This window comes from Salinivibrio sp. VYel1 (assembly GCF_009377945.1).
Taxonomy (GTDB): domain Bacteria; phylum Pseudomonadota; class Gammaproteobacteria; order Enterobacterales; family Vibrionaceae; genus Salinivibrio; species Salinivibrio siamensis.
Genome location: NZ_RSAM01000007.1, coordinates 43,855 through 65,977 on the forward strand (window position 1 = coordinate 43,855; position 22,123 = coordinate 65,977).

The window sequence follows — 22,123 nt, forward strand, 5'->3', positions numbered from 1 at the left end:
TTAAACGCGTTATACGGGGTGGTTGGCAACCACAGAAACTAACTCACTAAAGTTGTCCAAGATATAGGTAGGTCGGCTGTCACTGATGGGCTCACCATAGTTGTAGCCATAGGTCAGGCCGACGGAGGCGAATCCGGCATTCTGGGCCGCCAAAATATCATTTTTTGAATCACCGACCATCAACATCTGGGCATTGGTTAATCCGTGCTTGTCGCGCAGCAGGTGTAGGCCTTCAGGATCGGGCTTGCTGGTCGACAAACTATCGCCACCGATCACATCGGTAAATAATTCGGCCAGGCCTAAATCAGCTAAAATGGCCGGCACAAAGGCGTAGGGCTTATTGGTGACGACCCCCAGTTGATAGCCTTGCTGGTGTAAGTGATTCAAGGTGTCTTTCACCCCAGGGTACAGCACCGTCTTTTCGTGCCCATTGTTTTCATAATGGAAATTGAAGCGCTCTCTGGCTTGCGCCACCAAGGCTGGGTCTAAATCGGGATCGTGATTATGCGCACGCGATAATGCACGACGAATCATGATATCTGCACCATTACCAATCCAGCCGGTGACCTCCGCAACGCTCACTGTGGGTCTGTCCAAATCGGCTAACATCATCTGCAGCGCTTGGGTCAAATCTGGCACGCTATCGACTAAGGTGCCGTCTAAATCAAATGCAATATAACGCAGGCTCATACTACTTCAACTACCTTTCTACTTTTGCCAGTTCGGCACGCATTTCATCAATGGCGGCCTTGTAATCTGGCTGACCAAAAATGGCGGAGCCCGCCACAAACATATCTGCGCCTGCCTCAGCAACCTCAGCAATGTTGTTCGCTTTTACACCACCATCGATTTCGAGACGGATGTCTCGACCGCTGGCATCAATACGCTGTCGAACGGCTCGGAGTTTATCAAGCGTGGTGGGAATGAACGACTGCCCCCCAAAGCCTGGGTTGACCGACATCAGCAAGATCATATCCAGCTTATCCATCACGTAATCGAGATAATGCAACGGCGTGCCCGGGTTAAAGACTAAGCCCGCTTGCATGTCATGCTCTTTAATCAACTGCAAGGTACGATCAATGTGCTCACTGGCTTCTGCATGAAAGGTGACCATGCTGGCGCCCGCTTTGGCAAAATCAGGAATAATCCTGTCGACGGGTTTAACCATCAAGTGGACATCAATGGGGGCGGTAATGCCATAGTCACGTAACGCCTGACAAACCGGGGCACCAAAGGTGAGATTGGGGACATAATGATTATCCATCACATCAAAATGGACCACGTCCGCCCCCGCGGCGAGCACCTTGTCCACTTCTTCACCCAGTCGCGCAAAATCAGCAGATAAAATCGATGGCGCGATCAAAAAATCCTTCATAGCACGGTCGCCTCAGTTACCAAAAAGTTGCCGCAATTCTACCCGATTTTGGCCACGAAGTCTTACCCGTTCACGGTTTTCTCCTCGCTAACACTGACAAGTTATCGTGGCTTGACTAGAGTAAACAGAGGCGCCAAAAAAGGAGGCATCATGGACAGCAAACCTAGACTCACTGACGTTATGAAGAGCGTCATCGCGGCATTGTTTGGCGTCCAATCGCAACAAAATCGCGAACGAGATTTTGGCCATGATTCGCCGGCGGCGTATATCATCACCGGTGTGGTGATGATTGGGATCTTTGTCGCTGCCTTGCTGGCGTTAGTCAGTGTGTTGACCTAATGGCCCAAGACGGATAAGAAGCATCACAGAGTAGGCGATGGCGGGTCGAACAGTGCCAGTAGCTCGTCCACTTTATTCCGGCCTTGTCCATTACGGCTAATGGTACGCTTGACTTTCACCACGTTAAACGACGCGCCACGGTATAGCCGACGCGTGTAAGGCGTATCATGGTTGGAGATAAGAACCGGGATCCCTTGGCTGACAGAGGCCTGTTCAGCGTGTTCGGCCAGTAAGGCTTGATCGTCCAGCGTAAAGCCATTGGTAGCATAGGTGGTAAAGTTCGCCGTGGCGGTAAGCGGCGCATAGGGCGGATCACAGTAAATCACGTCGCCTAACTTGGCGCGGGCAAAGCTTTCCGCATACCCTTCACAAACAAACTCTGCCCGTTGCGCTTTTTCGGCAAAAACCGCGAGCTCTTTTTCCGGAAAGTAAGGTTTTTTGTAGGAGCCAAAGGGCACATTAAAGCCACCCTTTTTATTGTAACGACACAAGCCATTGAAGCCGTGACGATTCATATAGAGGAAAAACAACGAGCGTAAGTAGGGATCCGTGGTGAGATTAAACTCACGACGCACATCCAAATAACGCTCTTTTTGGTTGTACTCTTGGCAAAAAAACGCGCGCGCATCAGCCACAAACCGCATCGGGGTTTGCTTGATAATGTTGTATAAGTTGATCAGATCGGGATTGATGTCCGCCAAGATATAGTGGTCATAATCGGTATTGAGAAACACCGATCCGGCGCCAACAAAGGGCTCTATCAGCGTGTTCCCCTCAGGAAGATGACGACGAATGTCATCGACCAGTGAGTACTTACCTCCCGCCCACTTTAGAAACGCGCGATGCTTTCTCATTGCCCCTAGTCTATCTCTGCGGTCTGAAAAGGGGCGGATTGTACCCTATTTTGCTTCATCAATCAGCGGATTTTACTGGCCATTTGCTCGGTTAATTTCGCGATGGATCTGACTGAATGATTTCACAAAAGGCTGCAGTGAACGGACATTATCCGCCAAGTTTAGTTCAGCACGACGAGCCTCAGTCACACTGGCATAGTCACCCAATAGCACCATATACCAAGTCGCATTATTGCGCTGCGTTTGGTACACCTGCACGCGATCAGCCAATTGATAATCCTCAATCAAGGCAACCGCATCTTGCCGAGATTGCAGGGCGGCCAATTGCAGGGCATAACGCTGGGCAGGGATATTGAGCAAAGCTTGTGGCGCTAAAGGCAACCCATTTCGCCCACTCTCATTTTGGCTAGGAGTGTCTTGGCTGCGATTGCCTGAATCGGCATTTGTAGCCGATGCCGTTGCGCCCTCATCGGTTGTTTGACCCGCGTTCGCGACGTCATCCGCAGCGGTTTGTGGTGCCGCAGGCGCAGGCACCGCCTCACTGATTTCGCTGGCTAATGGCTCATCAACGGCGTCAGTGCCGTCTCCTCCAGCATCTTGTTCGTCAATAATCGCATCGACCACATCATCGGGCACCACAACACGCTGTCCTTCATCACTGCGCCCAACAGTCAGCCCTTCACCATTAATATCGTCTGGTAGGGTCGCCTGATCTTCCGTTACCGCACCATTATCGGCTGATGGCGACGTCATCGTCTCGCTCCCCGCATCCGCGTTAGACGCACTAGGTTGTGTGCCTGTTTGGGTCGCGGTTTGCGGATCAGTGATCGCTTGCTCCTCTTGTTCACTGAGCAAATCATCTAAATTCTTGAGCCCTTCAGGAAGCACCGCTTCTGACGCAGCGTCACCTTGCTGGCTTGGAAATACCCACCAAATCACCCCCGCGCCGACGATCATCAATACCACCGCAAGGAGCAGCATTAAGAAGGGTTTGTTGTTTTTAGCGGGCTTTTTCTTATCTTTACTCACAGCGCCTGTCTCCTGATTGTCCTTTCCCATAATGGTGCCGGGGTAAACGGTTTGATTGGCAAGTTTGGCTAACCACTGTTTCTTTTTCTCGCCACCGATGCGCTGGGTGACCGCCAGCACATCAATAAACATCTCAGCTTCTCCCTCGTTGAGGGGAGAGATTTCGAGCTCCAGGGGTTTTTGCTCGTGCCCGTAAGACACCTGGCCTAGCCACTTGTTCAACTTTCCAGGTAGCGAGAAAAGCACCACGTTGATACGCCAATTGGCTTGGTGCTGGGCGTGCTGTACCAAGGCCCACAACTCTGACAACAAACCGGGGGTCAAACGATGCGCATCATCAATCACCAATAAGGCATCGCACCCACCACCATCGAGCATCATGGTGAGACTATCAATGAGCGGGTCGGCTTCGTTAAACACCCCATCTTTAACAATTTGCCGCAGCAAGATAGCGCGGCGCTGTGCATCGCTCTGAGCGGTGTGGCACGCCAATAATGCATGAACATGGGCATCTGCCCACTGCTCCATATAGCGCTCACTGAGCCAGGTTTTACCCGCCCCCTCAGGCCCAGTCACTTGGATCAAGTTGGCACTAAAGCGGGTAATAAATTGCAGTCGAGAAAGGAGCTGGGTTTGGCTTTCCAGATCCAAGGTTAAGGTATCAAAAGTGTCTGTCATGCATTCAATGGTTAACCGGCATCAATCACATCAGCAATACACTGATGGGGCACATCTGCAACCACTTGAGCCTGGCCTATCGCTGTCGGCAAAACCAGGCGCAACTGTCCTGAAAGCACTTTTTTATCACGCATCATGTGCTTAATAAAAGCATCGTAGTTCATCTCACTGGGTGCCTGTATGGGAAGATCAGCACTTTCCAGCAAGGCAGTGATGCGTGACACAGTTTTTGGCTCAATCAGACCGTGTTGCTGTGCCGTTTTAGCCGCCAACACCGTCCCTGCTGAGACCGCTTCACCGTGCAGCCAGTTGCCGTATCCCATTTCTGCCTCAATGGCATGGCCAAACGTATGACCCAAGTTTAAGAGTGCACGGACACCCGCCTCGGTTTCATCTTGTGCGACCACATCGGCTTTTATCTGGCAACAGCGGCGAATCGCATAACGTAGCGCATCCGGCGAGAGCGCTGTCAGTGCAGCCATTTCGCTATCGAGCCAATCAAAGAAAGGCGCGTCGGCAATAATGCCATACTTAATCACTTCGGCCATGCCCGCGGCAAATTCACGACGCGGTAAAGAGCTAAGCACCTGCGTATCAATCACGACCGCTTGAGGCTGATAGAAAGCCCCAATCATGTTTTTACCCAGTGGATGATTAATGGCGGTTTTGCCACCAACCGACGAGTCCACCTGCGCCAGTAATGTGGTGGGCACTTGGATAAAGTCTACCCCGCGCTGATAACAGGCGCTGGCAAAGCCAACGATGTCACCAATCACGCCGCCGCCCAGTGCAACAAGTACCACATCACGGTTGTAATTGTTTTCTAATAGGAAGGTGTTAATGGTGTTAAATGTCTCTAAAGACTTGTAAGCCTCACCATCGGGTAGGCTCAAGCGAGCGACATCCGCCGCGCCTGCCTGTTTTAAGGTTGAGACCAGTGCGTCGCCGTATAACGGCATCACTGTCTCGTTGCTGATGACAGCAACCCGACGCGAATGGACGCTCCCAAATAGGCTAGCATCAGCTAACAGCCCTTCACCGATCGAGATAGGGTAGCTACGTGCCCCTAGGTTAACGTCTATCCGTTCCATGGTCGGGTCCTGTGTTTGGTTATTGCTGCTCTAACAGAGCCATGATTTGATTGGCCACCACTTTGGCACTTTGATCGTCAGTACGTACAACATAATCAGCAATTTCTTGATAAAGAGGATTACGCTCTTCCGCTAACGACTCAAGCACTTCACGTGGTTGGTCAGTTTGTAATAATGGTCGTTTCTTATCGCGTTGGGTGCGTGCCAGCTGCTTCTCGATGGTGGTTTCTAAATACACCACAACACCACGAGCAGAGAGACGGTTGCGGCTTTCTTTGCTCATGATCGAGCCACCGCCAGTCGCGAGAACGATACCTTGCTCTTCAGTGAGGTCGTTTATCACGTTTTCTTCGCGTTTACGGAAACCTTCTTCACCCTCAACGTCAAATACCCATGCAATGTCTGCTCCAGTACGATCTTCAATCACTGAATCAGAATCATAGAATTCCATATGAAGTTGCTGAGCGAGATGACGACCAATTGTGCTTTTACCAGCCCCCATAGGGCCTACCAAAAAGATGTTTCGTTTTTCAGCCATTTTAAGCAATTTTACGCGCGGTTAAATAAGACAACACCGCCCGCAGGCTTAATGAAAAAAGCCCGAGGCGCCAATTCCTCACAGATATTTCGTGATCAGATTAAAAATTATCTCAGGACAGTGACCCCTTTGGCAACACCTAACCTAGTCTGTGACGATTTTAGGGGTCACAAAGATCAGAAGTTCGCGTTTTGCATGGTCTTTTAATTGGTGCTTGAACAAGTTGCCAACCAAGGGAATATCCCCCAGCAGCGGCACTTGGGTCTCTTTATTGATCATGGTTTGCTGAAAGATCCCCCCTAAGACCACGGTTTCACCATTTTCCGCCAGCACTTGGGTATTAATGCGCTTGGTACTGATCGACATCGCTTCGCCTTTCCCGGCCACCACGGCTTTTTCGGGCATGTCTTGGGTTAATTTTAAATCCAAAACCAGCGTATTGTTGGGCGTGATTTGTGGGGTCACCGATAAACTCAGCACTGCTTTTTTAAAAGACACCGCCACCGCACCGCTAGAGGACGCCTCAAGGTAAGGTAGCTCAGTCCCTTGTTCAATATAGGCCGCTTTTTTATTGGTGGTGATAAGTCGGGGGCTCGATACCACTTCTGCTTTCCTTTCGCTTTCAAGCGCAGACAGCTCCAAGTCGAGCAGAAGATCATTGCCAAGCTTCGCCACTTGCAAGGCCATGCTTGAGGCCGAGGGGTTAGCAGCGGCCAGGTTCACGCTGAGGAAGTCGCCAATATTTGCCCCGTCTGTCGCCGCATCGTTTAAGCTTTCAGGTCCTTGCCCAGTGACATTGCTATCCCACATCAAGTTACCTTCCACAGACGGGCCAACCGTGGTTGAGCCATTTCGATTCAACAGCCCCCAACGCACGCCTAATTCGTCCACTGAACCTTGCTCGACCGTCACAATACGTGCCTCAATTTCGACTTGCTTAACGGGCACATCCAAGTGACGAACCAAGGTGCGAATGCGGGCTAGATTCTTTTGATTATCTTTAATGATCAACGCATTGGTTCGCTCATCAAGCGATACCGCCCCTCTGGGCGACAGTAAACTGACCCCTTCACCTTGTCCTTTAATCAGTGCGGCGATATCGCTCGCTTTGGCATAGTTCACCGTGAGCACTTCTGAGCTCAGTGGCAGTAAGGCGTCCGCTTGCTGACGCATTTCGAGCGCTTGCTTTTCTTGTGCCATGAGCTCTCGGCGAGGGGCAACGAGCATCACTTGCCCCCGTTGGCGTTTATCCAGCCCCTTTACGCGCAAAATCACATCCAATACATCTTGCCAAGGCACACCATCAATGCGCATGGTGATGTTGCCTTGCACCGAGTCCGAGGTCACCAGGTTAAAATCATTCTGCTCGGCAATCAGTTGCAGCACGGTACGGACCGGAATATCTTGAAAGTTAATCGAGATCGCCGCCCCTTTTTGCGCTAAGGCGGTCGCGGAAAGCGCTTTTCTGGCCGCAGACACGCGGATGGTCAATACTTTTCCTTGCTGCTGGTAATCAAACTCCACGGCTTGCTCAGCACGCATTACGATGCGGGCACGTTCAGATGCCTGAAAGGTTTCAATCTCAGTCACGGGCGTCTGACGACGGCGAGTATCGAGGACCGCCAGCAGTGCCGGTTTAAGCTGCACATTCGGCAAACGTAGCATGACTTGCTGAGGCGTCGGTTGGCGAAAGTCAGCCGCTACCGCGGCGTCAGAAAACGTCAGCGAGACGCTAGCATCACCATTGTCGAGGCGCTTCACCGCGATATCGGTCAGCGTACTCTTTGCGGCAACCTGCGCCGAGCCAACGCTTAGTATCAGTGTCAATAATATGAGCCAGACCGAGCGAACGCTTGGCGTAAACGTGCGGGAAAGGTAAGGGCGTATTATCATATTGGTATCCTAACTACGGCAAAGTTGCTTCCATCGACAAGGTGACAGTGCGAAGCTGCCAACACCCCAACCCATCCGGCAGGGCTTCTTCAATCGCGATCTGATTTGCATTCACGGCCACCACACGGCCACGGTTTTCGCCTAAATGCGCACCTTCACTGACTTGAGTGATGGTGCCATCAGGACGGGCAATTAAGGCTTGTTGCTGTGCGCCTTTGGTTAAGCTGCCTTTCATGGCAAGGCTTGCCAGTGGAAATTGCTCAAGCGGCTCTAAAGGCCGTTGTAAATTGGGCTGCCAACAGTCGCCCGTTGAAGCCTGTCCACCAACATTGATTGCGGGTAGCACAAAGGGATCCCGCTGATCGGTGAAAAAGGCTATCGATTGGTAATTCGGCGAAGGGGGGATGCGGGTGGCATTGACTTGCGCACTGGCTTGAGTTTGTTGCATAAACTGTTCGATATCACTGTGGTATCTATCACAGCCCACCAAGCTCAACCCAAATAACAACACCAAAAGACGCTTCACTGTACGAACTCCTTATCAGTGGCAATACCTTCACCGGTATAGCGATATGTGGTCGCCGACACCGACAGCAGCAAGGGCGCATGAATGTCATCGTCCTCAGTACGGGTTAAGACAAAATCTTGCAGCGAAACCAAGCGAGTCATGGCGGCAATATCCGCGCTAAATGCACCAATAGAGGCATAATCCCCGGTCAAGACAACCGTCATCGGGATCGCATCGAGCCAACTGCCATGCTTTCTTGGCTGCCACTTCAGTGTGTTGAAACCTAACTGATGACGGATCCCAACTTCATTAACCCCGGCGAGTAATCCCGAAAGCTCTTCTTCTTCCGGCAGTTGGGCAATCAAGGTGGCATATTGCTGATTTAACGCGCGCATTTGTGCCTCCACATCGGGCAGAGCGGCCGCGCGATTGGCCAACAACCGATACTCGGCTTTAAGTTGTGCTTCGCGCTGAGTCGCTGCCTCCAGCGCCTCTTGGTTGGGCTGCAAAATCAGCAAAGCTGCGAGCATCGATAGCGCGATCGCGCCCACTGCCCAAACAATGGCGCGGGTGGCGAGTGGCGCACTGGGGAGTTTTTGCCAATCCCATGCAAAGGCGCTAATCATGACTGCACGCCTTGGGGCTTGGGTAACTGCGGTGTGACGTAGTCGGTCAAACGAAAGCTTAAAGTGAAGCGTTTGTTGGCGCGTTGCGATCCTGATTCGGTGATCACAGTGTCAATATCAACGTCGGTGGCCAACGCACTTTGCTCTAACGCTGCCAATAAACTTGCCATCTCCGCATTGGATGTGACCCAGCCTTCGACCGTGACACGCCCCTGTTGCTGCGCCAAACGACTTAAATACGCCCCTTCAGGCATCACGGTTGGAATGAAATTCAGCAATGCGGTGACATTATTGCGCTGTTGCTGTAAGGCGTTGACCAGTTGTAAGCGCGATTGTAGCGCTTCACGCTTTTTATCTTCGCGCTTAAAGGTCTGTAAGGTGGCACGAAAATCGTTCATCCCCGCGGTTAATTGTTGATTACGTGCCTGCTGCTCAGTCAGCCAGTGCTGCTGGACCGCGTTCACGGCACTGACCATCAGCACTACACCCAGCAGTACCAAACCACTATGGACCATAAACGTTTGACGCTGCGCGCGGCGCGCTTTTTCTCGCCAAGGGAGTAGATTTATACGCATGAATATTCTCCCCGCAGCGCTAACCCCAAGGCAATAGACGCATCATCGCTGATGTTCGGCGCCGTTTGATCCAACATCGCCACTGGATTGAATCGCGTGATGGTAAGGTGCTCAGACGCTAGCGTGGCCGGCCAAGCGCCGCTAATCCAAACCGTGCTCAGGAGCAAGAGTCGATTATGCTCACGCGCTCGATGACAAGCCTGATCAAAGTGCTGCTGCACCAAGGCTTTGGCCGCTGACTCGCGGTGTTCATAGCGCTCTCCCTCCCCCAAACGGCAGCGATGCTGATAAACTTGCCCATCAGGATAAAGACGAATCGCAGTCAGCAAGCCGCTGTGATAGTGCAGCCACAATGGCCAGCGGTTCGCCTGCGCAACAGGGCGGAGTGCTTGATAAACGCCGACTAACGCTTGGCTGTTGATGTCTGCCACCGTAGGCGATAACCCGACCCGCTTGAGCGCGTCTAGGGCCGGAGTGAGCGCATGACGCCGACATGCCACCACTTGATAACAGACTTGTCCCGGCTGAACAGTCACGCCGCTCATAACCGCAAAGTCGTAATATAATGTATCCATGTCCATATTGAGGGCAGCACTCAGCTTTTGGCCGATCAAAGCTTCTTGCTCAATCTCGTCGTCAATCAGTGGCGCCGTCATTTGCTTGGTGATCACAGCCTCTTCATCGACCCCCACTACCACAGAGATGTGTAGGCGCTGATACCAAGGTACACACGCGAGTAATCGTTTTTTTATCTCGGTAAGCGGGACACAGAGATCGTCAGTCGCGCGATACGGCACCCGATGATGGCCTGCCACCTGAATACCTTGTCGATGTGCACGAACCACAATGGCGTGAATGATATCTCGGCCGATATCGATACCTAAAACTGCCGAACTTCGCATCATTTCGTGTTAGGCTCCCAACGTCAGCGTGAAGTCAGTATTTACAAAACTGGCCTCATCACGGGTTATTTTTAATGCTGGTGCCTTTATACTACTCACGTATGATTATTGAACGGCTCAACGGCAACAGAACGGGAAATCTCAGGTGAAGTTCATAAAGCGTTTGCTTATCTTTGCACTGGTTTGCACAGTGCTTGGAGTCACTACAATCTTTGGGTTTTACCTGTATGTAAAACCTGACCTCCCCGATGTAGCGACACTAAAAAGTGTCGAACTGCAGACTCCGATGCAGGTCTATAGCGCCGATGGTGAGTTGATCTCCCAGTTCGGTGAAAAGCGTCGCATCCCAGTCATGCTCGAGGACATCCCTCAGCCTATGATTGATGCATTGATTGCCACAGAAGACAGTCGCTTTTACCAACACCCAGGGATTGATCCTATCGGCATTGTCCGCGCCGCGGTGGTGGTGGCGATGTCAGGTACGGCCAAGCAAGGGGCCAGTACTATCACGCAGCAGCTGGCAAGGAACTTCTTCCTCTCTAACGAAAAACGCATTATGCGCAAGATAAAAGAGATTTTTATCGCCGTGCATATCGAACAGCTGTTGAACAAAGAAGAGATCCTTGAACTCTATTTCAACAAAGTATTCTTAGGTTATCGTGCTTACGGGGTTGGCGCAGCTGCCCAGGTGTACTTTGGCAAAACCCTCGATCAACTGACCTTGAGTGAGATGGCGGTGATTGTCGGATTACCCAAAGCCCCCTCCACCATGAACCCGTTGTATTCGCTCTCGCGCGCCACCGATCGCCGGAATGTGGTGCTGGGGCGCATGCTTAAAGAGGGATATATTTCCAACGCCGAGTACCAACAAGCGAAGAACGAGCCGATCGTAGCCCGCTATCATGGGGCCGAAATTGAACTGTCCGCACCTTATGTAGCAGAAATGGCACGCGCATGGGCCGTTGAGCAGTTTGGCGAAGACGCTTATACCTCGGGTGTGCGTATTTTCACCAGCGTCGATGCCGATATGCAACGCGCCGCAAATGAGGCGGCAGTAGAAAACGTTCTCGCCTACGACCGTCGCCATGGGTTCCGTGGGCCAGTTGCCACGCTATGGCAAGCCCCTAGCCAACGTTGGCAACACCAGCGCATCGTTGATCACTTGGCCAAGCAACCCAGCTACGGCCCGCTAGAGCCCGCCGTCGTGATTGATGTCCAAGCTAAATCGGCGCAGGTTGTCGGACCCAATGGCCGTGAAATCGAACTGCCTTGGGAGGGACTTGACTGGGCGCGCCCTTATATCACCGATAGCCGTCAAGGTCCGGCCCCTCAACGCGCTGATGAATTCCTTGCCAGTGGCCAACAAATATTTATTCGCCAAGTGGATAACAGCTGGCATTTGGCCCAAGTCCCGACGACCAATACCGCACTGGTTTCCATGTCCCCCGCAACCGGAGCAATCAAAGCACTGGTGGGCGGATTTAATTTTGTCCATAGCAAATTTAACCGTGCCACACAGTCAGTACGTCAGGTGGGCTCGAGCATCAAGCCGTTTATTTATTCCGCGGCAGTGAATGAGGGCATGACACTCGCCACCCTGATTAACGACGCCCCCATTAATCGCTGGGATCGCAGTCAAGGCGTGGCATGGCGGCCGAAAAACTCGCCACCACGTTATGAAGGGCCACTGCGGGCGCGACTGGGTTTGGCACAGTCGAAAAACGTCATGGCCGTACGTGTCCTGCGTCGGGTGGGATTGGATGACGCTCTCGATTACCTCACCCGCTTTGGCTTTAAACGAGATGATTTACCGCGTGCAGAAGCCATTGCGCTTGGTGCGGGAAGCTTGACGCCGGTTGAAATGGCACAGGGCTTTAGCGTGTTTGCCAATGGCGGCTATTTTATGGAGCCCTTTATCATTGATCGGGTCGAAACCCCCTTTGGCGAGGAAATATATCGCGCCAATCCACCCATCATTTGTGATAACTGCGAACAAAAAGCAGAACAGGCCGATCCGTTTAATGAGCAGAATTTGCTAGAGAACAACGACACCACCACACAGCGTCATGCCAAACAAGTCATTGATGAGCAAAATGCATTTTTGGTACGTGAAATGATGCAAAGCAACATCTGGGGTGGCGGTGATTGGCGCTACGGGACAGGCTGGAATGGTACGGGCTGGCGCGCACAAGCGCTCAAGCGACGCGATATCGGCGGAAAAACGGGGACCACCAATGACTCCAAAGATACCTGGTACACCGGCTATGGCCCAGGGATTGTGACCACTGTGTGGGTGGGCTTTGATGATCACTCCCGTAAACTGGGTCGCACGACCCGTAATGCAAACTTAGGCGACGAGCGTCAGCCTATCCGCGGCGCGGAGTCGGGGGCCAAAACGGCGGAGCCAGCATGGATTGATTTTATGCAGCATGCACTCGCGGACGTACCTGAGCAGAATAAAACCGTGCCGCCGGGGATCGTCAAAGTGCGCATTGACCGCGAAACAGGGCTGTTAACCAGAAAAACCGATCATACTTCGATGTTCGAGTACTTTATAAAAGGCACCGAGCCAACCGAGTATGTGTCGTCGCAATCAGATGGCAACATTTATGAGTCAGGCACAGAGTCGCTGTTCTAACTCTGTTACATCGTCAATAGCCGCGTAATATCAAGACGCCCGCATCACGATGCGGGCGTCTTTTTATCTACGCGTCACACGACACACTAGTGGCGAGTTCGATCATTCATCACGGCCGTCATTTGTTCATGGATGGCATCAGCCAACTGCTCATAACGGCCACGTAATGGCGAGCCAGGACGGTAGTCGAGGGTGATTTGTCGCGACGGCGTCGGCGAGGTCGTCGGAATATACACCACACCATCTCGCTTATCAGCAGGCACGGACAATTGAGGCAACAAGGTGATTCCACTCCCCGCCGCAACCATGTTGCGCAAGGTCTCTAAGCTAGTGGCACGAAAGCGCTGATCTTCGCGCGCGCCCACTTTAAAGCAAAAACCCATCGCTTGGTCACGTAAGCAATGGCCATCGCCGAGCATTAACAAGGTTTCGCCTTGCAATACATCTAACGCCACCTCGGCACAATCGGCGAGGCGATGCTTTTCATTAACCGCAAGCAACATCGGCTCACTGTAAAGTGGGAGCTCTTTTAAATGCTGGGTTTCTTCTACAGAGGCCAAAATGATGCAATCGAGTTTGCCCTCTTCCAGTTGCTGCACTAACTGCTGCGTCTGTCCTTCGTGAATAAACAGCTCCAGCTCAGGGAAACGATCACGCAGTAGCGGGATGATTTTAGGCAGCAGGTAAGGCCCGACCGTAGGGATCAGACCGATATGCAAAGGGCCGGTCATACTTTCCCCTTGCTCACTGGCCAATTCGGTCAAAATTGTGACCTCCCGCAAGACGTTACGTGCCTGTTGTACTAACCTCATACCGGCATCGGTGAACAACACACGACGGCTGGTTCGCTCTAACAAACTCACACCCAGCTCATCTTCCAACTTGCGAATTTGCCCGCTTAAGGTGGGTTGGCTAACAAAGCAGGCTTCGGCCGCTTTACGAAAATGTCGATGTTCGGCCAAGGCGACCAAGTACTCCAAGTCACGAATGTTCATCTTTGTCTCTTCTATAGAGGATAACTATCAAAACCATAGCATTAAGCGATTAGAGCTATCAATTGCAATCGGTAATACTGATTCCATCAAAACGCGGCGAAGCACTCGCCCATTCACTTGAATCAATACTTGAATAAAAAGGACATCACCATGACAGCAACAAAAGAAGGTCAGCCAGTACCACAAGTTACTTTCCGTACTCGCGAAGGCGATCAATGGAAAGACGTCACCACCGATGACATTTTTGCCAATAAAACCGTGATTGTATTCAGCTTGCCGGGTGCGTTTACCCCAACCTGTTCATCCTCGCACCTGCCACGCTATAACGAGCTGTATCCAGTGTTCCAACAGTACGGCGTCGATGACATTGTCTGTGTGTCCGTCAACGATACCTTTGTGATGAATGCATGGAAAGCCGACCAAGACGCTGACAACATTCATGTCCTGCCTGATGGCAACGGCGAGTTCACTGATGGCATGGGAATGCTGGTCGACAAAAACGATCTTGGCTTTGGCAAACGCTCATGGCGCTACAGCATGCTGGTGAAAAACGGCGTGGTCGAGAAAATGTTTATCGAACCCAACGAACCAGGCGACCCGTTCAAGGTCTCTGATGCCGACACCATGCTGGGCTACATCGCCCCTGAGCACAAACTGCAAGACTCGATCACCGTGTTTAGTAAGCCAGGCTGCCCATTCTGTGCCAAGGCCAAACAAGCCCTGATCGATGAAGGCCTTCAGTTTGAAGAAATCATCCTCGGTAAAGACGCCACCACGGTTTCTTTGCGTGCGGTGAGCGGTCGCGCCACGGTGCCACAAGTATTTATCGGTGGCCGTCATATCGGTGGCAGTGAAGAGCTAGACACCTATCTAAATCAGTAATCCGCTGTTTGGGCGGCCTCTTCGCCGCCCGTTATTTTCCCAGGAGAAAGCAATGAAAACATTAACGGTTGATGTGGCTGTGATTGGTGGCGGAACTGCCGGACTTGGTGCTTACCGCGCAGCCAAAGCACATACGGATAACGTGGTGATGATTGAAGGCGGTCCCTATGGCACCACGTGTGCGCGAGTTGGCTGCATGCCTTCCAAACTGTTAATTGCGGCGGCTGAAGCGGCGCATCATATCGACAAAGCGCCCGGCTTCGGTGTGTACCCCGGCGGCACCACGGAAATTAATGGCCGTGAGGTGATGGATCGGGTGAAACGCGAGCGTGACCGTTTTGTCGGCTTTGTACTGGAAAGTGTCGATGACATTCCCGCCCAAGACAAAATTGATGGCTATGCGCGCTTTGTGGATGATCACACTTTAATGGTTGACGATCACACCACCATCCATGCTGATCGCATCGTGATCGCGACAGGCTCGCGACCAAGCTGGCCGTCCGCTTGGGATCACCTTGGTGATCGTTTAGTGGTCAATGATGATATTTTCGAATGGGACGATCTGCCTGATTCACTCGCTGTGTTTGGTCCGGGCGTGATTGGCCTTGAACTGGGGCAAGCGCTGCATCGCCTCGGGGTCGAGATGACCATGTTTGGCGTCGGCGGCCAAGTGGGCCCCCTCACCGATCCAGAGATCATGGCATATGCGGATAAAACCTTTAGCGAGGAGTTTTATCTCGACGCCGATGCCAAGGTGGAAGAGATGGTACGTGAAGGCGATAAGGTGCAAATCCGTTATCGTGATAAAGAGGGCGAGAGCCAATTGCGTTGGGTCGACTATGTGGTTGCCGCCACCGGTCGTCGCCCCAATGTCGACAAGCTAAACCTCGATGCGACCAGCATCAAAGTGGATGCCCGCGGGGTGCCAGTTGCCGATAGTTACACCCTGCAAACCACGGCACCGCACATTTTTATTGCCGGTGACGCCAGTAACCAAATTCCGTTGCTGCACGAAGCGGCTGACCAAGCGCGTATCGCCGGTGACAACGCCGGACGCGGCAAAGGTATTCGTGCCGGATTGCGCCGCAGCAAGCTCTCTGCGGTCTTCTCTGACCCGCAAATTGCGATGGTGGGCGAAAGCTACAAAGCAATTACCGACCGTCTCGGCCCCTGCGGCTGCTTTGAAACCGGCGTGGTCTCTTTTGAAGGGCAAGGCCGCTCACGGGTGATGCTGCGCAACAAAGGCTTGTTACACGTTTATGCCGAACAAGGCACTGGCCGTTTCTTGGGCGCCGAAATGATTGGCCCGAACGCCGAACACTTGGCCCACTTGTTGGCATGGGCACATCAAAACCAAATGACCATTTCGCAAATGCTAGATATGCCCTTCTATCACCCAGTGATTGAGGAGGGGGTACGTACCGCATTGCGGGATGTGAATGCCAAGCTCAAACTCGGCCCTGAAATGATCAAACACTGCATGGACTGCGGCCCAGGCTGCTAATCCACTGCCCTTTTCGCCGACACTCGGCGCTTTACAGGCGCTGCCTGTTGCTTCCCCAAGCACTTGCTTACCTTTTGCCCTCCTCGTTGGAGGGCTTTTTTGTATCCAGCGGCCCACTGCGCCACAATAAGCTATCGCTACTACCGACCAAGAGACACCGCATGGCTTGCAAATACTGTCAGTCCGCGATTTGGCAACAAAAACTGGGACGCTGTACCCGTTGTATGAAACAACTGGCCGCCATCTGCGCGCTACTTTGGCCACTCTGGTGGTGGGGCTATGCCGACACGCCACGGCAAGTGGAGTCAATTGCCTTGTTATTCGCCGCCGGCAGTGCCAGTGTGCTACTCACCCTGCATGTGGTGATTTATCCGTTTCGGCGCAATAAGAAGCGGCCCTAAAGCCGCCTCCTTTTCTCTTTTACTTAACCTCTGCGTGTGAGAATGTCGAGATGGTCGCAGATCCAGCTATGTGATAGGTCAGTGCCACTTCGTCACAGGCGTGGAAGCGCGGACAGATTTCACAATCTTTCATCACTTTCTCAGGCAGTTGCGATTTCGACACCGGGGTAAAGCCTAATTGAGTGAAAAACTCGGGCACCCGGGTGAGGACAAAGACTTGCTCAATCGCCATTTGCTTGGCTTTTTTAATCAAGTGCATCATCAGCGCCGTACCGTGACCTTGGCGCTGCCAGCCTGCTTCAACCCCTAAGGAGCGAATTTCTGCCAGTCCTGAGTCGTAAATATAGAGCGATCCGCAGCCGGTGAGATCCCCTTGATGCTCGGATACCGCAAATAGGCCGATATTACGCACCAATTCATGGCGATCACGAGGTAAGTTCTCCCCCAATTTTGCCCAATACACCACCATGCCTTCGATGGTATCGAGGTCAGTGAGCCTTGCCGAGCGCACCGTGACTTTAGGGGTAAAGCGCTTATCTAAACGCTTTTGCGCCTCTTGAATGGCAAAGCTGACCTGTTCAGGTGCCACCCCACCCAGCGCCCGACGTTGGGCCAAGCAGGATTCGATCGTGAGCATGGCATACACATCGTCTTCAATCACCGGTGAGAATTGCTGCAAGGTGGCAAGCGGTAAATCTTCTAGTCCACAACCTTGCTCAATGGCAGACACCACCGCCACGCCCACTATGTGGTGCGCTTCACGGAACGGGATCCCTTTGCTCACCAAATAATCCGCGAGCTCGGTGGCGTTGGCATGACCTTGCTGCGCCGCCTGCAAGGTTTTGTCTTTGTGAATGGTGATACCTTCAAAACACAAGGCGGCCATATCCAAGCAATCATGCCAAGTGTCCATCGCATCGAAGAGCCCTTCCTTGTCTTCTTGCATATCCTTGTTATAAGCCAGTGGCAAGGCTTTGACCGTCATCATCATTGCCGACAAGGTGCCATAGACGCGGCCGGTTTTGCCGCGGATAAGCTCTAACGCATCAGGGTTTTTCTTTTGTGGCATCAGCGAGGAGCCTGATGTCACCGTATCGGCCAGCTCGATAAACCCGGATTCGCCCGAGTTATAGAAGATCATATCTTCGGCCATCCGTGATAAATGCAGCATTGATATCGACGCCGCAGACAGCATTTCCATCACATGATCACGATCCGAGACTGAGTCAAGGCTGTTACGGGTGGCCCGTTCAAAGCCCAGTTGTTGTGCCAAGGCATCGCGATCAATCGGATACGCCGTGCCTGCCAGCGCCCCAGATCCTAACGGACAGGTATCAAGACGATTAAGCACATCTTGTAAGCGGGTGGTGTCGCGCTCAAACATCTCCAGATAGGCCAAACACCAATGGGCAAAGGTCACTGGCTGCGCACGCTGCAAGTGGGTGTAGCCGGGCAGCACGGTATCATGGTGTTGGCTGGCCACATCCACCAGCTGCTGCTGAAGCTTGTCGAGAGACAGCAAGATTTGCTGGCCTTGTTGGCGACACCAGAGCTTGAGATCCGTAGCGACCTGATCGTTGCGCGAGCGTCCGGTGTGCAGCTTTTTGCCCAAATCCCCAACTTTGTCGATCAGTTGCTGCTCAACCCAGCTGTGAATGTCTTCGGCCTCTGAGCGTAAGATTTGCTTCGGGTTTTCCATCACCGACAGCTTGAGCTCATTGAGCGCGAGCTCCAATTGCTGTTGCTCGTCATCACTCAGCACGCCCACCGAACGCAAGGCTTTGGACCAAGCAATGGAGCCCACAATGTCTTGCTCTGCTAAGCGATAGTCAAAGCGCAGTGAATCATTAAACGCTTGAAACCGTTTGTCTGCTGCCTGACTAAAGCGTCCGCCCCATAATGCCATGCTGTCTCTCCTTACTGCTCACGATGCTTTTTTAATTAGGATTGTTTTTGTTTGTTCAGCGTCCGAATCCGGCTCGACAGCGAATACAAACGGATAAAGCCTTCGGCATGGCTGTGATCGTAGACATCATCATCACCAAAGGTGGCAAAGTCTTCCGAGTACAGGCTGTTGGTCGAGCGTTTTTGTACCACAGTCGCTTGCCCTTTATAGAGTTTGATCACCACCTCGCCCGTTACCGGTGCGGCAAGGGAATTAGCCGCGGCAACAATCGACTGGCAAAGCGGCGTAAACCAACGCCCATCATAAATCAGGTGAGACGCTTTTAAACCGAGCTCCTCACGGAACTGATAACTCTCTTTATCCAGCACCAATTGCTCAACGCCACGCAGCGCTTCCATGATGATGGTGCCACCCGGGGTTTCATAGCAGCCACGGGATTTCATCCCCACCAAACGGTTCTCAACGATATCAATCCGTCCCACGCCATGTTGGGCGCCTTTGTCGTTCAGCAGCGTCAGCACGTCATAAGGCGACATAGACTCACCATCGACCGAGACCACCTCTCCGCTTTGTACTCCCAAGGTGACAAACTCAGGCGTATTGGGCGCCTCTTCTGGTGCCACTGTCCATACCCAGCAATCTTGGTTGGCCGCGGTCCAAGTATCTTCCAGCACACCGCCTTCGGTCGAAACGTGCCAAGCATTGGCATCACGTGAATAAATTTTCTCAAGGCTCGCCGTACAAGGAATGTCACGGGCGGCCAAGTAATCGAGCAAGGCTTCACGACTGGTAAGATCCCACTCCCGCCACGGCGCAATCACTTTCAGTTGCGGCGCCAACGCGGAGAAGGTGCTCTCAAAACGGACTTGATCGTTCCCCTTGCCGGTACAGCCGTGGCACAGTGCATCCGCCCCGACCTCTAGAGCACATTCGACCTGCGCTTTGGCAATGATAGGACGTGCCATCGAGGTGCCCAGAAGATACTTACCTTCATACACCGCACCGGTTTTCAGGCTGGGGTAAATATACTCCGCCACCATTTCGTGTTTCAGATCGGCGATAAAACACTGTGATGCCCCCGAGGCAAGTGCTTTTTGCTCAATGCCATCGAGCTCTTGTTCGCCTTGACCCACGTCAGCGACAAAGGCCACCACCTCACAGTCATAGTTTTCTTTTAGCCATGGAATGATGGCCGAAGTATCCAATCCACCCGAATAGGCCAGTACGACTTTATTTACCTTACTCATCTTGCTCTCCTTAAATCCTAAATCGACGGTTTCGTCGCGTCGTTATACGTCTAATTAACTGGCGCTAAACCGGGTGCCGATTTGCTGGCCATCGAATAATTGCGTGAGTTTTTCTGGGTAACGCCAGGTGGCAATCTCAACCGGTTTACCCAGTTCACGGGCAGCGGCAAACGCCGCGTTGACCTTGACCACCATGCCATCGGTGATCACCCCTTTTTCCATTAAGTGCTGCGCATCTAACTCGGTAAGGCAAGGCAGCAAATGTCCTTTGCCGTCTAATACGCCGCTGACATCCGACAGCAACACCAGCTCCGCGCCGAGAGTGGTTGCCACCGCTACCGCCGCTTGGTCGGCATTGACGTTCATCAGCTCACCTTGGTCACTGATGCCAATCGAGCTAATAATAGGAACACAATCCGTGGCCAGTACCGCTTGCAGCAGACTCGGATCACCGGCGCTGGCTTCCCCCACTGCCCCCAGTTCAGGGTCCAGCTGGCTGACCTGACACAAGCCGCCATCGGCCAAGCTCAAGCCGCAGCTTTTAATCTTCGCCTTACGCGCCTCAGCTAACAGCAGCTTATTGGCCGTGCCAGCTAAGGCACCGGTGACATAATCAATCTGGTCAGTTGGCGTGACCCGTAAACCTTGTTTTTTTACACTGGTGAGACTGAGCTTTTTCAGTAGATCATCGACCAAATAGCCGCCACCGTGCACCAGCACTAGCGGCCGCTCAGCCTCACTGCGATAGGTGTTCATCGCGCCGAAAACCTTGGCGAGGGTCTCGCTGCAGCTCAGTGCCGCGCCGCCTAACTTAATCACTAATGGCGTTTTCATCCGTTTCTCCTAGACAATCGCTGTGGTTTCGGCAAAGCCAAACTTAAGGTTTAAACACTGCACGGCTTGGCTGGCCGCGCCTTTAAGTAAGTTATCGATCGCACTGGTAAGGATCAGATGCCCATCCGCGACCTGATAGCCAATATCGCAAAAGCCGGTATGTTGCACCGCTTGCAGCTTGGCCACCTCACCGGCAGGAAGTACCCGTACCAGCGGCGCATCTTGATAAGCTTGGTTCAGTACCTGCCCCACCTCGGCCTCACTAACACCTGTCGCTAATTTGGCGGTAATGGTGGCAAGAATGCCGCGTTTGTAGCTGCCAAGGTGCGGGGTGAAAATCACCGGCGTATCTAGGTGTGCGGCAATCTCTGGCTGATGACGGTGAGAAAACACCCCGTAGGCATGCAGGCTCACTTCGCAAAAACTGTTGGTCAGACTCGCTTTGCGCCCCGCGCCCGTTACGCCACTGGTGGCATTGATCACCGGCCACATTTGTTTATCCAACAAGTCTGCATCCAGCACAGGTTTGAGCGCTAATTGGCTGGCGGTCGGGTAACATCCCGGCACGGCTACCAACTGCGCTGCAGATAATGCTTCCTGTTGCCACTCCGCCAAGCCATACACGGCTTGCGCCAGCCATACCGGTGACTGGTGCGAAAAGCCGTAATTGGTAGGATAAAAATCCGCTTGATTGACCCGATACGCCCCCGACAAATCAAACACCACGCAACCTTGAGCCAGAAAAATCGGCGCCAATTCATGACTAACCGCATGCGCAGTAGCTAAAAACACCACATCGGCTTGCTTGGCCACATCCTGTGGCGAGGTCAAAGGCATCAGTGGCATATCCACTACACCACGCAATTGGCCGTGCAACGCGCTCACAGGACGGTTGGCGTCTTCACTGCCTGCCGAGACATATAAACCGGCCAAGTGAAGTTGTGGATGGCGATGGACAAGGGCGACAAGCTCGGCTCCTGTGTAGCCACTGGCACCGACAATAATGGTGTTAAGTGTCATGGGTGTCTCTCTTTATGGGTGTTTACGGTGTGCTGCGGGGCAGCAGAGTATCGAGGGCGTAGCCAATAGCCACGCAAGGCAGGCTAGCGTCGTCGAGCAGAAAGGGCGTTGTATTTGGTGGCGAGTGGCATCATGGGTCAACTCTCGAAAATATTTTTATTCATAAATAGTGAATGGTTATTTTTTATCGCATTCCCGTTTGGACGTCAAGCACTAAAAGCGTAAAAAGTCACTTTTTATGTCTTTTCATTCACATTAGAGCAATAATTCTATCTAATCATGCAAATC

21 protein-coding genes are annotated in these 22,123 nt (G+C 52.6%); 5 read left to right on the forward strand and 16 right to left on the reverse strand.

Annotation, left to right across the window (positions count from 1 at the left end; translation table 11 throughout):
* Positions 1-9: 9 nt before the first annotated feature.
* Both EHW58_RS08190 and rpe read right to left on the reverse strand, forming a co-directional pair.
* Positions 10-690, reverse strand: coding sequence for a phosphoglycolate phosphatase (locus EHW58_RS08190; protein ID WP_077578257.1), 681 nt, complete (start codon positions 688-690; stop codon positions 10-12).
* 10 nt (positions 691-700) lie between these two features.
* A complete protein-coding gene (gene rpe, locus EHW58_RS08195; RefSeq protein WP_046074764.1) occupies positions 701-1,375 on the reverse strand; it encodes a ribulose-phosphate 3-epimerase in 675 nt (224 codons plus the stop codon).
* A 150-nt stretch (positions 1,376-1,525) separates the two neighbouring features.
* Here rpe and EHW58_RS08200 point away from each other — a divergent pair, with 150 nt between their 5' ends.
* Positions 1,526-1,714, forward strand: coding sequence for a DUF2970 domain-containing protein (locus EHW58_RS08200; protein ID WP_046074763.1), 189 nt, complete (start codon positions 1,526-1,528; stop codon positions 1,712-1,714).
* A 23-nt stretch (positions 1,715-1,737) separates the two neighbouring features.
* On the opposite strand, the gene dam is transcribed toward EHW58_RS08200, so the two are convergent.
* The 9 genes from dam to pilM all read right to left on the reverse strand — a co-directional run bounded on the left by dam (position 1,738) and on the right by pilM (position 10,411).
* Complete coding sequence (dam, locus tag EHW58_RS08205; RefSeq protein ID WP_046074762.1) at positions 1,738-2,568, reverse strand: adenine-specific DNA-methyltransferase; 831 nt, start codon at positions 2,566-2,568, stop codon at positions 1,738-1,740.
* A gap of 72 nt (positions 2,569-2,640) precedes the next feature.
* The gene (locus EHW58_RS08210; RefSeq protein WP_152795857.1) at positions 2,641-4,275 is read right to left on the reverse strand and encodes an AAA family ATPase; all 1,635 of its coding nucleotides are present in this window, start codon (positions 4,273-4,275) and stop codon (positions 2,641-2,643) included.
* A gap of 11 nt (positions 4,276-4,286) precedes the next feature.
* On the reverse strand, positions 4,287-5,366 hold the full coding sequence (gene aroB, locus EHW58_RS08215; RefSeq protein WP_077578255.1) for a 3-dehydroquinate synthase: 1,080 nt from the start codon (positions 5,364-5,366) through the stop codon (positions 4,287-4,289).
* A gap of 19 nt (positions 5,367-5,385) precedes the next feature.
* Complete coding sequence (gene aroK, locus EHW58_RS08220; protein ID WP_025739049.1) at positions 5,386-5,904, reverse strand: shikimate kinase AroK; 519 nt, start codon at positions 5,902-5,904, stop codon at positions 5,386-5,388.
* Positions 5,905-6,048: 144 nt separating this feature from the next.
* Positions 6,049-7,797: a type IV pilus secretin PilQ gene (locus EHW58_RS08225; RefSeq protein ID WP_152795859.1), complete on the reverse strand. Its 1,749-nt coding sequence runs from the start codon at positions 7,795-7,797 to the stop codon at positions 6,049-6,051.
* Between the two features lie 13 nt (positions 7,798-7,810).
* The gene (locus EHW58_RS08230) at positions 7,811-8,323 is read right to left on the reverse strand and encodes a pilus assembly protein PilP (RefSeq protein WP_152795862.1); all 513 of its coding nucleotides are present in this window, start codon (positions 8,321-8,323) and stop codon (positions 7,811-7,813) included.
* Complete coding sequence (locus tag EHW58_RS08235; RefSeq protein WP_152795864.1) at positions 8,320-8,931, reverse strand: type 4a pilus biogenesis protein PilO; 612 nt, start codon at positions 8,929-8,931, stop codon at positions 8,320-8,322. The genes EHW58_RS08230 and EHW58_RS08235 overlap by 4 nt, the downstream gene beginning before the upstream one ends.
* On the reverse strand, positions 8,928-9,506 hold the full coding sequence (locus tag EHW58_RS08240; protein WP_077606838.1) for a PilN domain-containing protein: 579 nt from the start codon (positions 9,504-9,506) through the stop codon (positions 8,928-8,930). Before EHW58_RS08240 ends, EHW58_RS08235 begins: the two co-directional genes overlap by 4 nt.
* Positions 9,497-10,411, reverse strand: a complete 915-nt coding sequence (gene pilM / locus EHW58_RS08245) for a pilus assembly protein PilM (protein ID WP_152795866.1) — start codon at positions 10,409-10,411, stop codon at positions 9,497-9,499. Before pilM ends, EHW58_RS08240 begins: the two co-directional genes overlap by 10 nt.
* A 142-nt stretch (positions 10,412-10,553) precedes the next feature.
* Between pilM and EHW58_RS08250 the strand changes: the two genes are divergently transcribed.
* A complete protein-coding gene (locus EHW58_RS08250) occupies positions 10,554-13,046 on the forward strand; it encodes a penicillin-binding protein 1A (protein WP_370517842.1) in 2,493 nt (830 codons plus the stop codon).
* 86 nt (positions 13,047-13,132) lie between these two features.
* On the opposite strand, the gene oxyR is transcribed toward EHW58_RS08250, so the two are convergent.
* Positions 13,133-14,041, reverse strand: coding sequence for a DNA-binding transcriptional regulator OxyR (oxyR, locus tag EHW58_RS08255; RefSeq protein ID WP_046074753.1), 909 nt, complete (start codon positions 14,039-14,041; stop codon positions 13,133-13,135).
* A gap of 150 nt (positions 14,042-14,191) precedes the next feature.
* On the opposite strand from oxyR, the gene EHW58_RS08260 reads away from it, so the two are divergent.
* From EHW58_RS08260 to EHW58_RS08270, 3 genes are all read left to right on the forward strand, one after another.
* Positions 14,192-14,923: a glutathione peroxidase gene (locus EHW58_RS08260; protein ID WP_046074752.1), complete on the forward strand. Its 732-nt coding sequence runs from the start codon at positions 14,192-14,194 to the stop codon at positions 14,921-14,923.
* A gap of 52 nt (positions 14,924-14,975) precedes the next feature.
* Positions 14,976-16,427, forward strand: a complete 1,452-nt coding sequence (locus EHW58_RS08265; protein ID WP_152795868.1) for a dihydrolipoyl dehydrogenase — start codon at positions 14,976-14,978, stop codon at positions 16,425-16,427.
* Positions 16,428-16,588: 161 nt separating this feature from the next.
* Entirely contained in the window at positions 16,589-16,828 is a 240-nt protein-coding gene (locus EHW58_RS08270; protein ID WP_152795870.1) for a DUF3624 domain-containing protein, read from the forward strand.
* 19 nt (positions 16,829-16,847) lie between these two features.
* Here EHW58_RS08270 and argH read toward each other — a convergent pair whose 3' ends face one another.
* The 4 genes from argH to argC are packed head-to-tail and all read right to left on the reverse strand — an operon-like array spanning position 16,848 to position 21,835.
* A complete protein-coding gene (argH, locus tag EHW58_RS08275; RefSeq protein ID WP_152795872.1) occupies positions 16,848-18,734 on the reverse strand; it encodes an argininosuccinate lyase in 1,887 nt (628 codons plus the stop codon).
* 35 nt (positions 18,735-18,769) lie between these two features.
* Positions 18,770-19,981: an argininosuccinate synthase gene (locus EHW58_RS08280; RefSeq protein WP_077666433.1), complete on the reverse strand. Its 1,212-nt coding sequence runs from the start codon at positions 19,979-19,981 to the stop codon at positions 18,770-18,772.
* Between the two features lie 54 nt (positions 19,982-20,035).
* Positions 20,036-20,815, reverse strand: a complete 780-nt coding sequence (gene argB / locus EHW58_RS08285) for an acetylglutamate kinase (RefSeq protein ID WP_152795874.1) — start codon at positions 20,813-20,815, stop codon at positions 20,036-20,038.
* A gap of 9 nt (positions 20,816-20,824) precedes the next feature.
* On the reverse strand, positions 20,825-21,835 hold the full coding sequence (gene argC, locus EHW58_RS08290; RefSeq protein ID WP_152795876.1) for an N-acetyl-gamma-glutamyl-phosphate reductase: 1,011 nt from the start codon (positions 21,833-21,835) through the stop codon (positions 20,825-20,827).
* Positions 21,836-22,123 lie beyond the last annotated feature (288 nt).

What these genes read in the sequence shown, in the direction of transcription:
- oxyR (WP_046074753.1), bottom strand. Translation starts at nt 14,041, where the DNA reads ATGAACATTCGTGACTTGGAGTACTTGGTCGCCTTGGCCGAACATCGA.
- EHW58_RS08200 (WP_046074763.1), top strand. Translation starts at nt 1,526, where the DNA reads ATGGACAGCAAACCTAGACTCACTGACGTTATGAAGAGCGTCATCGCG.
- EHW58_RS08280 (WP_077666433.1), bottom strand. Translation starts at nt 19,981, where the DNA reads ATGAGTAAGGTAAATAAAGTCGTACTGGCCTATTCGGGTGGATTGGAT.
- argC (WP_152795876.1), bottom strand. Translation starts at nt 21,835, where the DNA reads ATGACACTTAACACCATTATTGTCGGTGCCAGTGGCTACACAGGAGCC.
- EHW58_RS08190 (WP_077578257.1), bottom strand. Translation starts at nt 690, where the DNA reads ATGAGCCTGCGTTATATTGCATTTGATTTAGACGGCACCTTAGTCGAT.
- EHW58_RS08210 (WP_152795857.1), bottom strand. Translation starts at nt 4,275, where the DNA reads ATGACAGACACTTTTGATACCTTAACCTTGGATCTGGAAAGCCAAACC.
- EHW58_RS08260 (WP_046074752.1), top strand. Translation starts at nt 14,192, where the DNA reads ATGACAGCAACAAAAGAAGGTCAGCCAGTACCACAAGTTACTTTCCGT.
- aroB (WP_077578255.1), bottom strand. Translation starts at nt 5,366, where the DNA reads ATGGAACGGATAGACGTTAACCTAGGGGCACGTAGCTACCCTATCTCG.
- EHW58_RS08235 (WP_152795864.1), bottom strand. Translation starts at nt 8,931, where the DNA reads ATGATTAGCGCCTTTGCATGGGATTGGCAAAAACTCCCCAGTGCGCCA.
- dam (WP_046074762.1), bottom strand. Translation starts at nt 2,568, where the DNA reads ATGAGAAAGCATCGCGCGTTTCTAAAGTGGGCGGGAGGTAAGTACTCA.
- EHW58_RS08270 (WP_152795870.1), top strand. Translation starts at nt 16,589, where the DNA reads ATGGCTTGCAAATACTGTCAGTCCGCGATTTGGCAACAAAAACTGGGA.
- aroK (WP_025739049.1), bottom strand. Translation starts at nt 5,904, where the DNA reads ATGGCTGAAAAACGAAACATCTTTTTGGTAGGCCCTATGGGGGCTGGT.
- argB (WP_152795874.1), bottom strand. Translation starts at nt 20,815, where the DNA reads ATGAAAACGCCATTAGTGATTAAGTTAGGCGGCGCGGCACTGAGCTGC.
- EHW58_RS08240 (WP_077606838.1), bottom strand. Translation starts at nt 9,506, where the DNA reads ATGCGTATAAATCTACTCCCTTGGCGAGAAAAAGCGCGCCGCGCGCAG.
- argH (WP_152795872.1), bottom strand. Translation starts at nt 18,734, where the DNA reads ATGGCATTATGGGGCGGACGCTTTAGTCAGGCAGCAGACAAACGGTTT.
- rpe (WP_046074764.1), bottom strand. Translation starts at nt 1,375, where the DNA reads ATGAAGGATTTTTTGATCGCGCCATCGATTTTATCTGCTGATTTTGCG.
- EHW58_RS08225 (WP_152795859.1), bottom strand. Translation starts at nt 7,797, where the DNA reads ATGATAATACGCCCTTACCTTTCCCGCACGTTTACGCCAAGCGTTCGC.
- EHW58_RS08265 (WP_152795868.1), top strand. Translation starts at nt 14,976, where the DNA reads ATGAAAACATTAACGGTTGATGTGGCTGTGATTGGTGGCGGAACTGCC.
- pilM (WP_152795866.1), bottom strand. Translation starts at nt 10,411, where the DNA reads ATGATGCGAAGTTCGGCAGTTTTAGGTATCGATATCGGCCGAGATATC.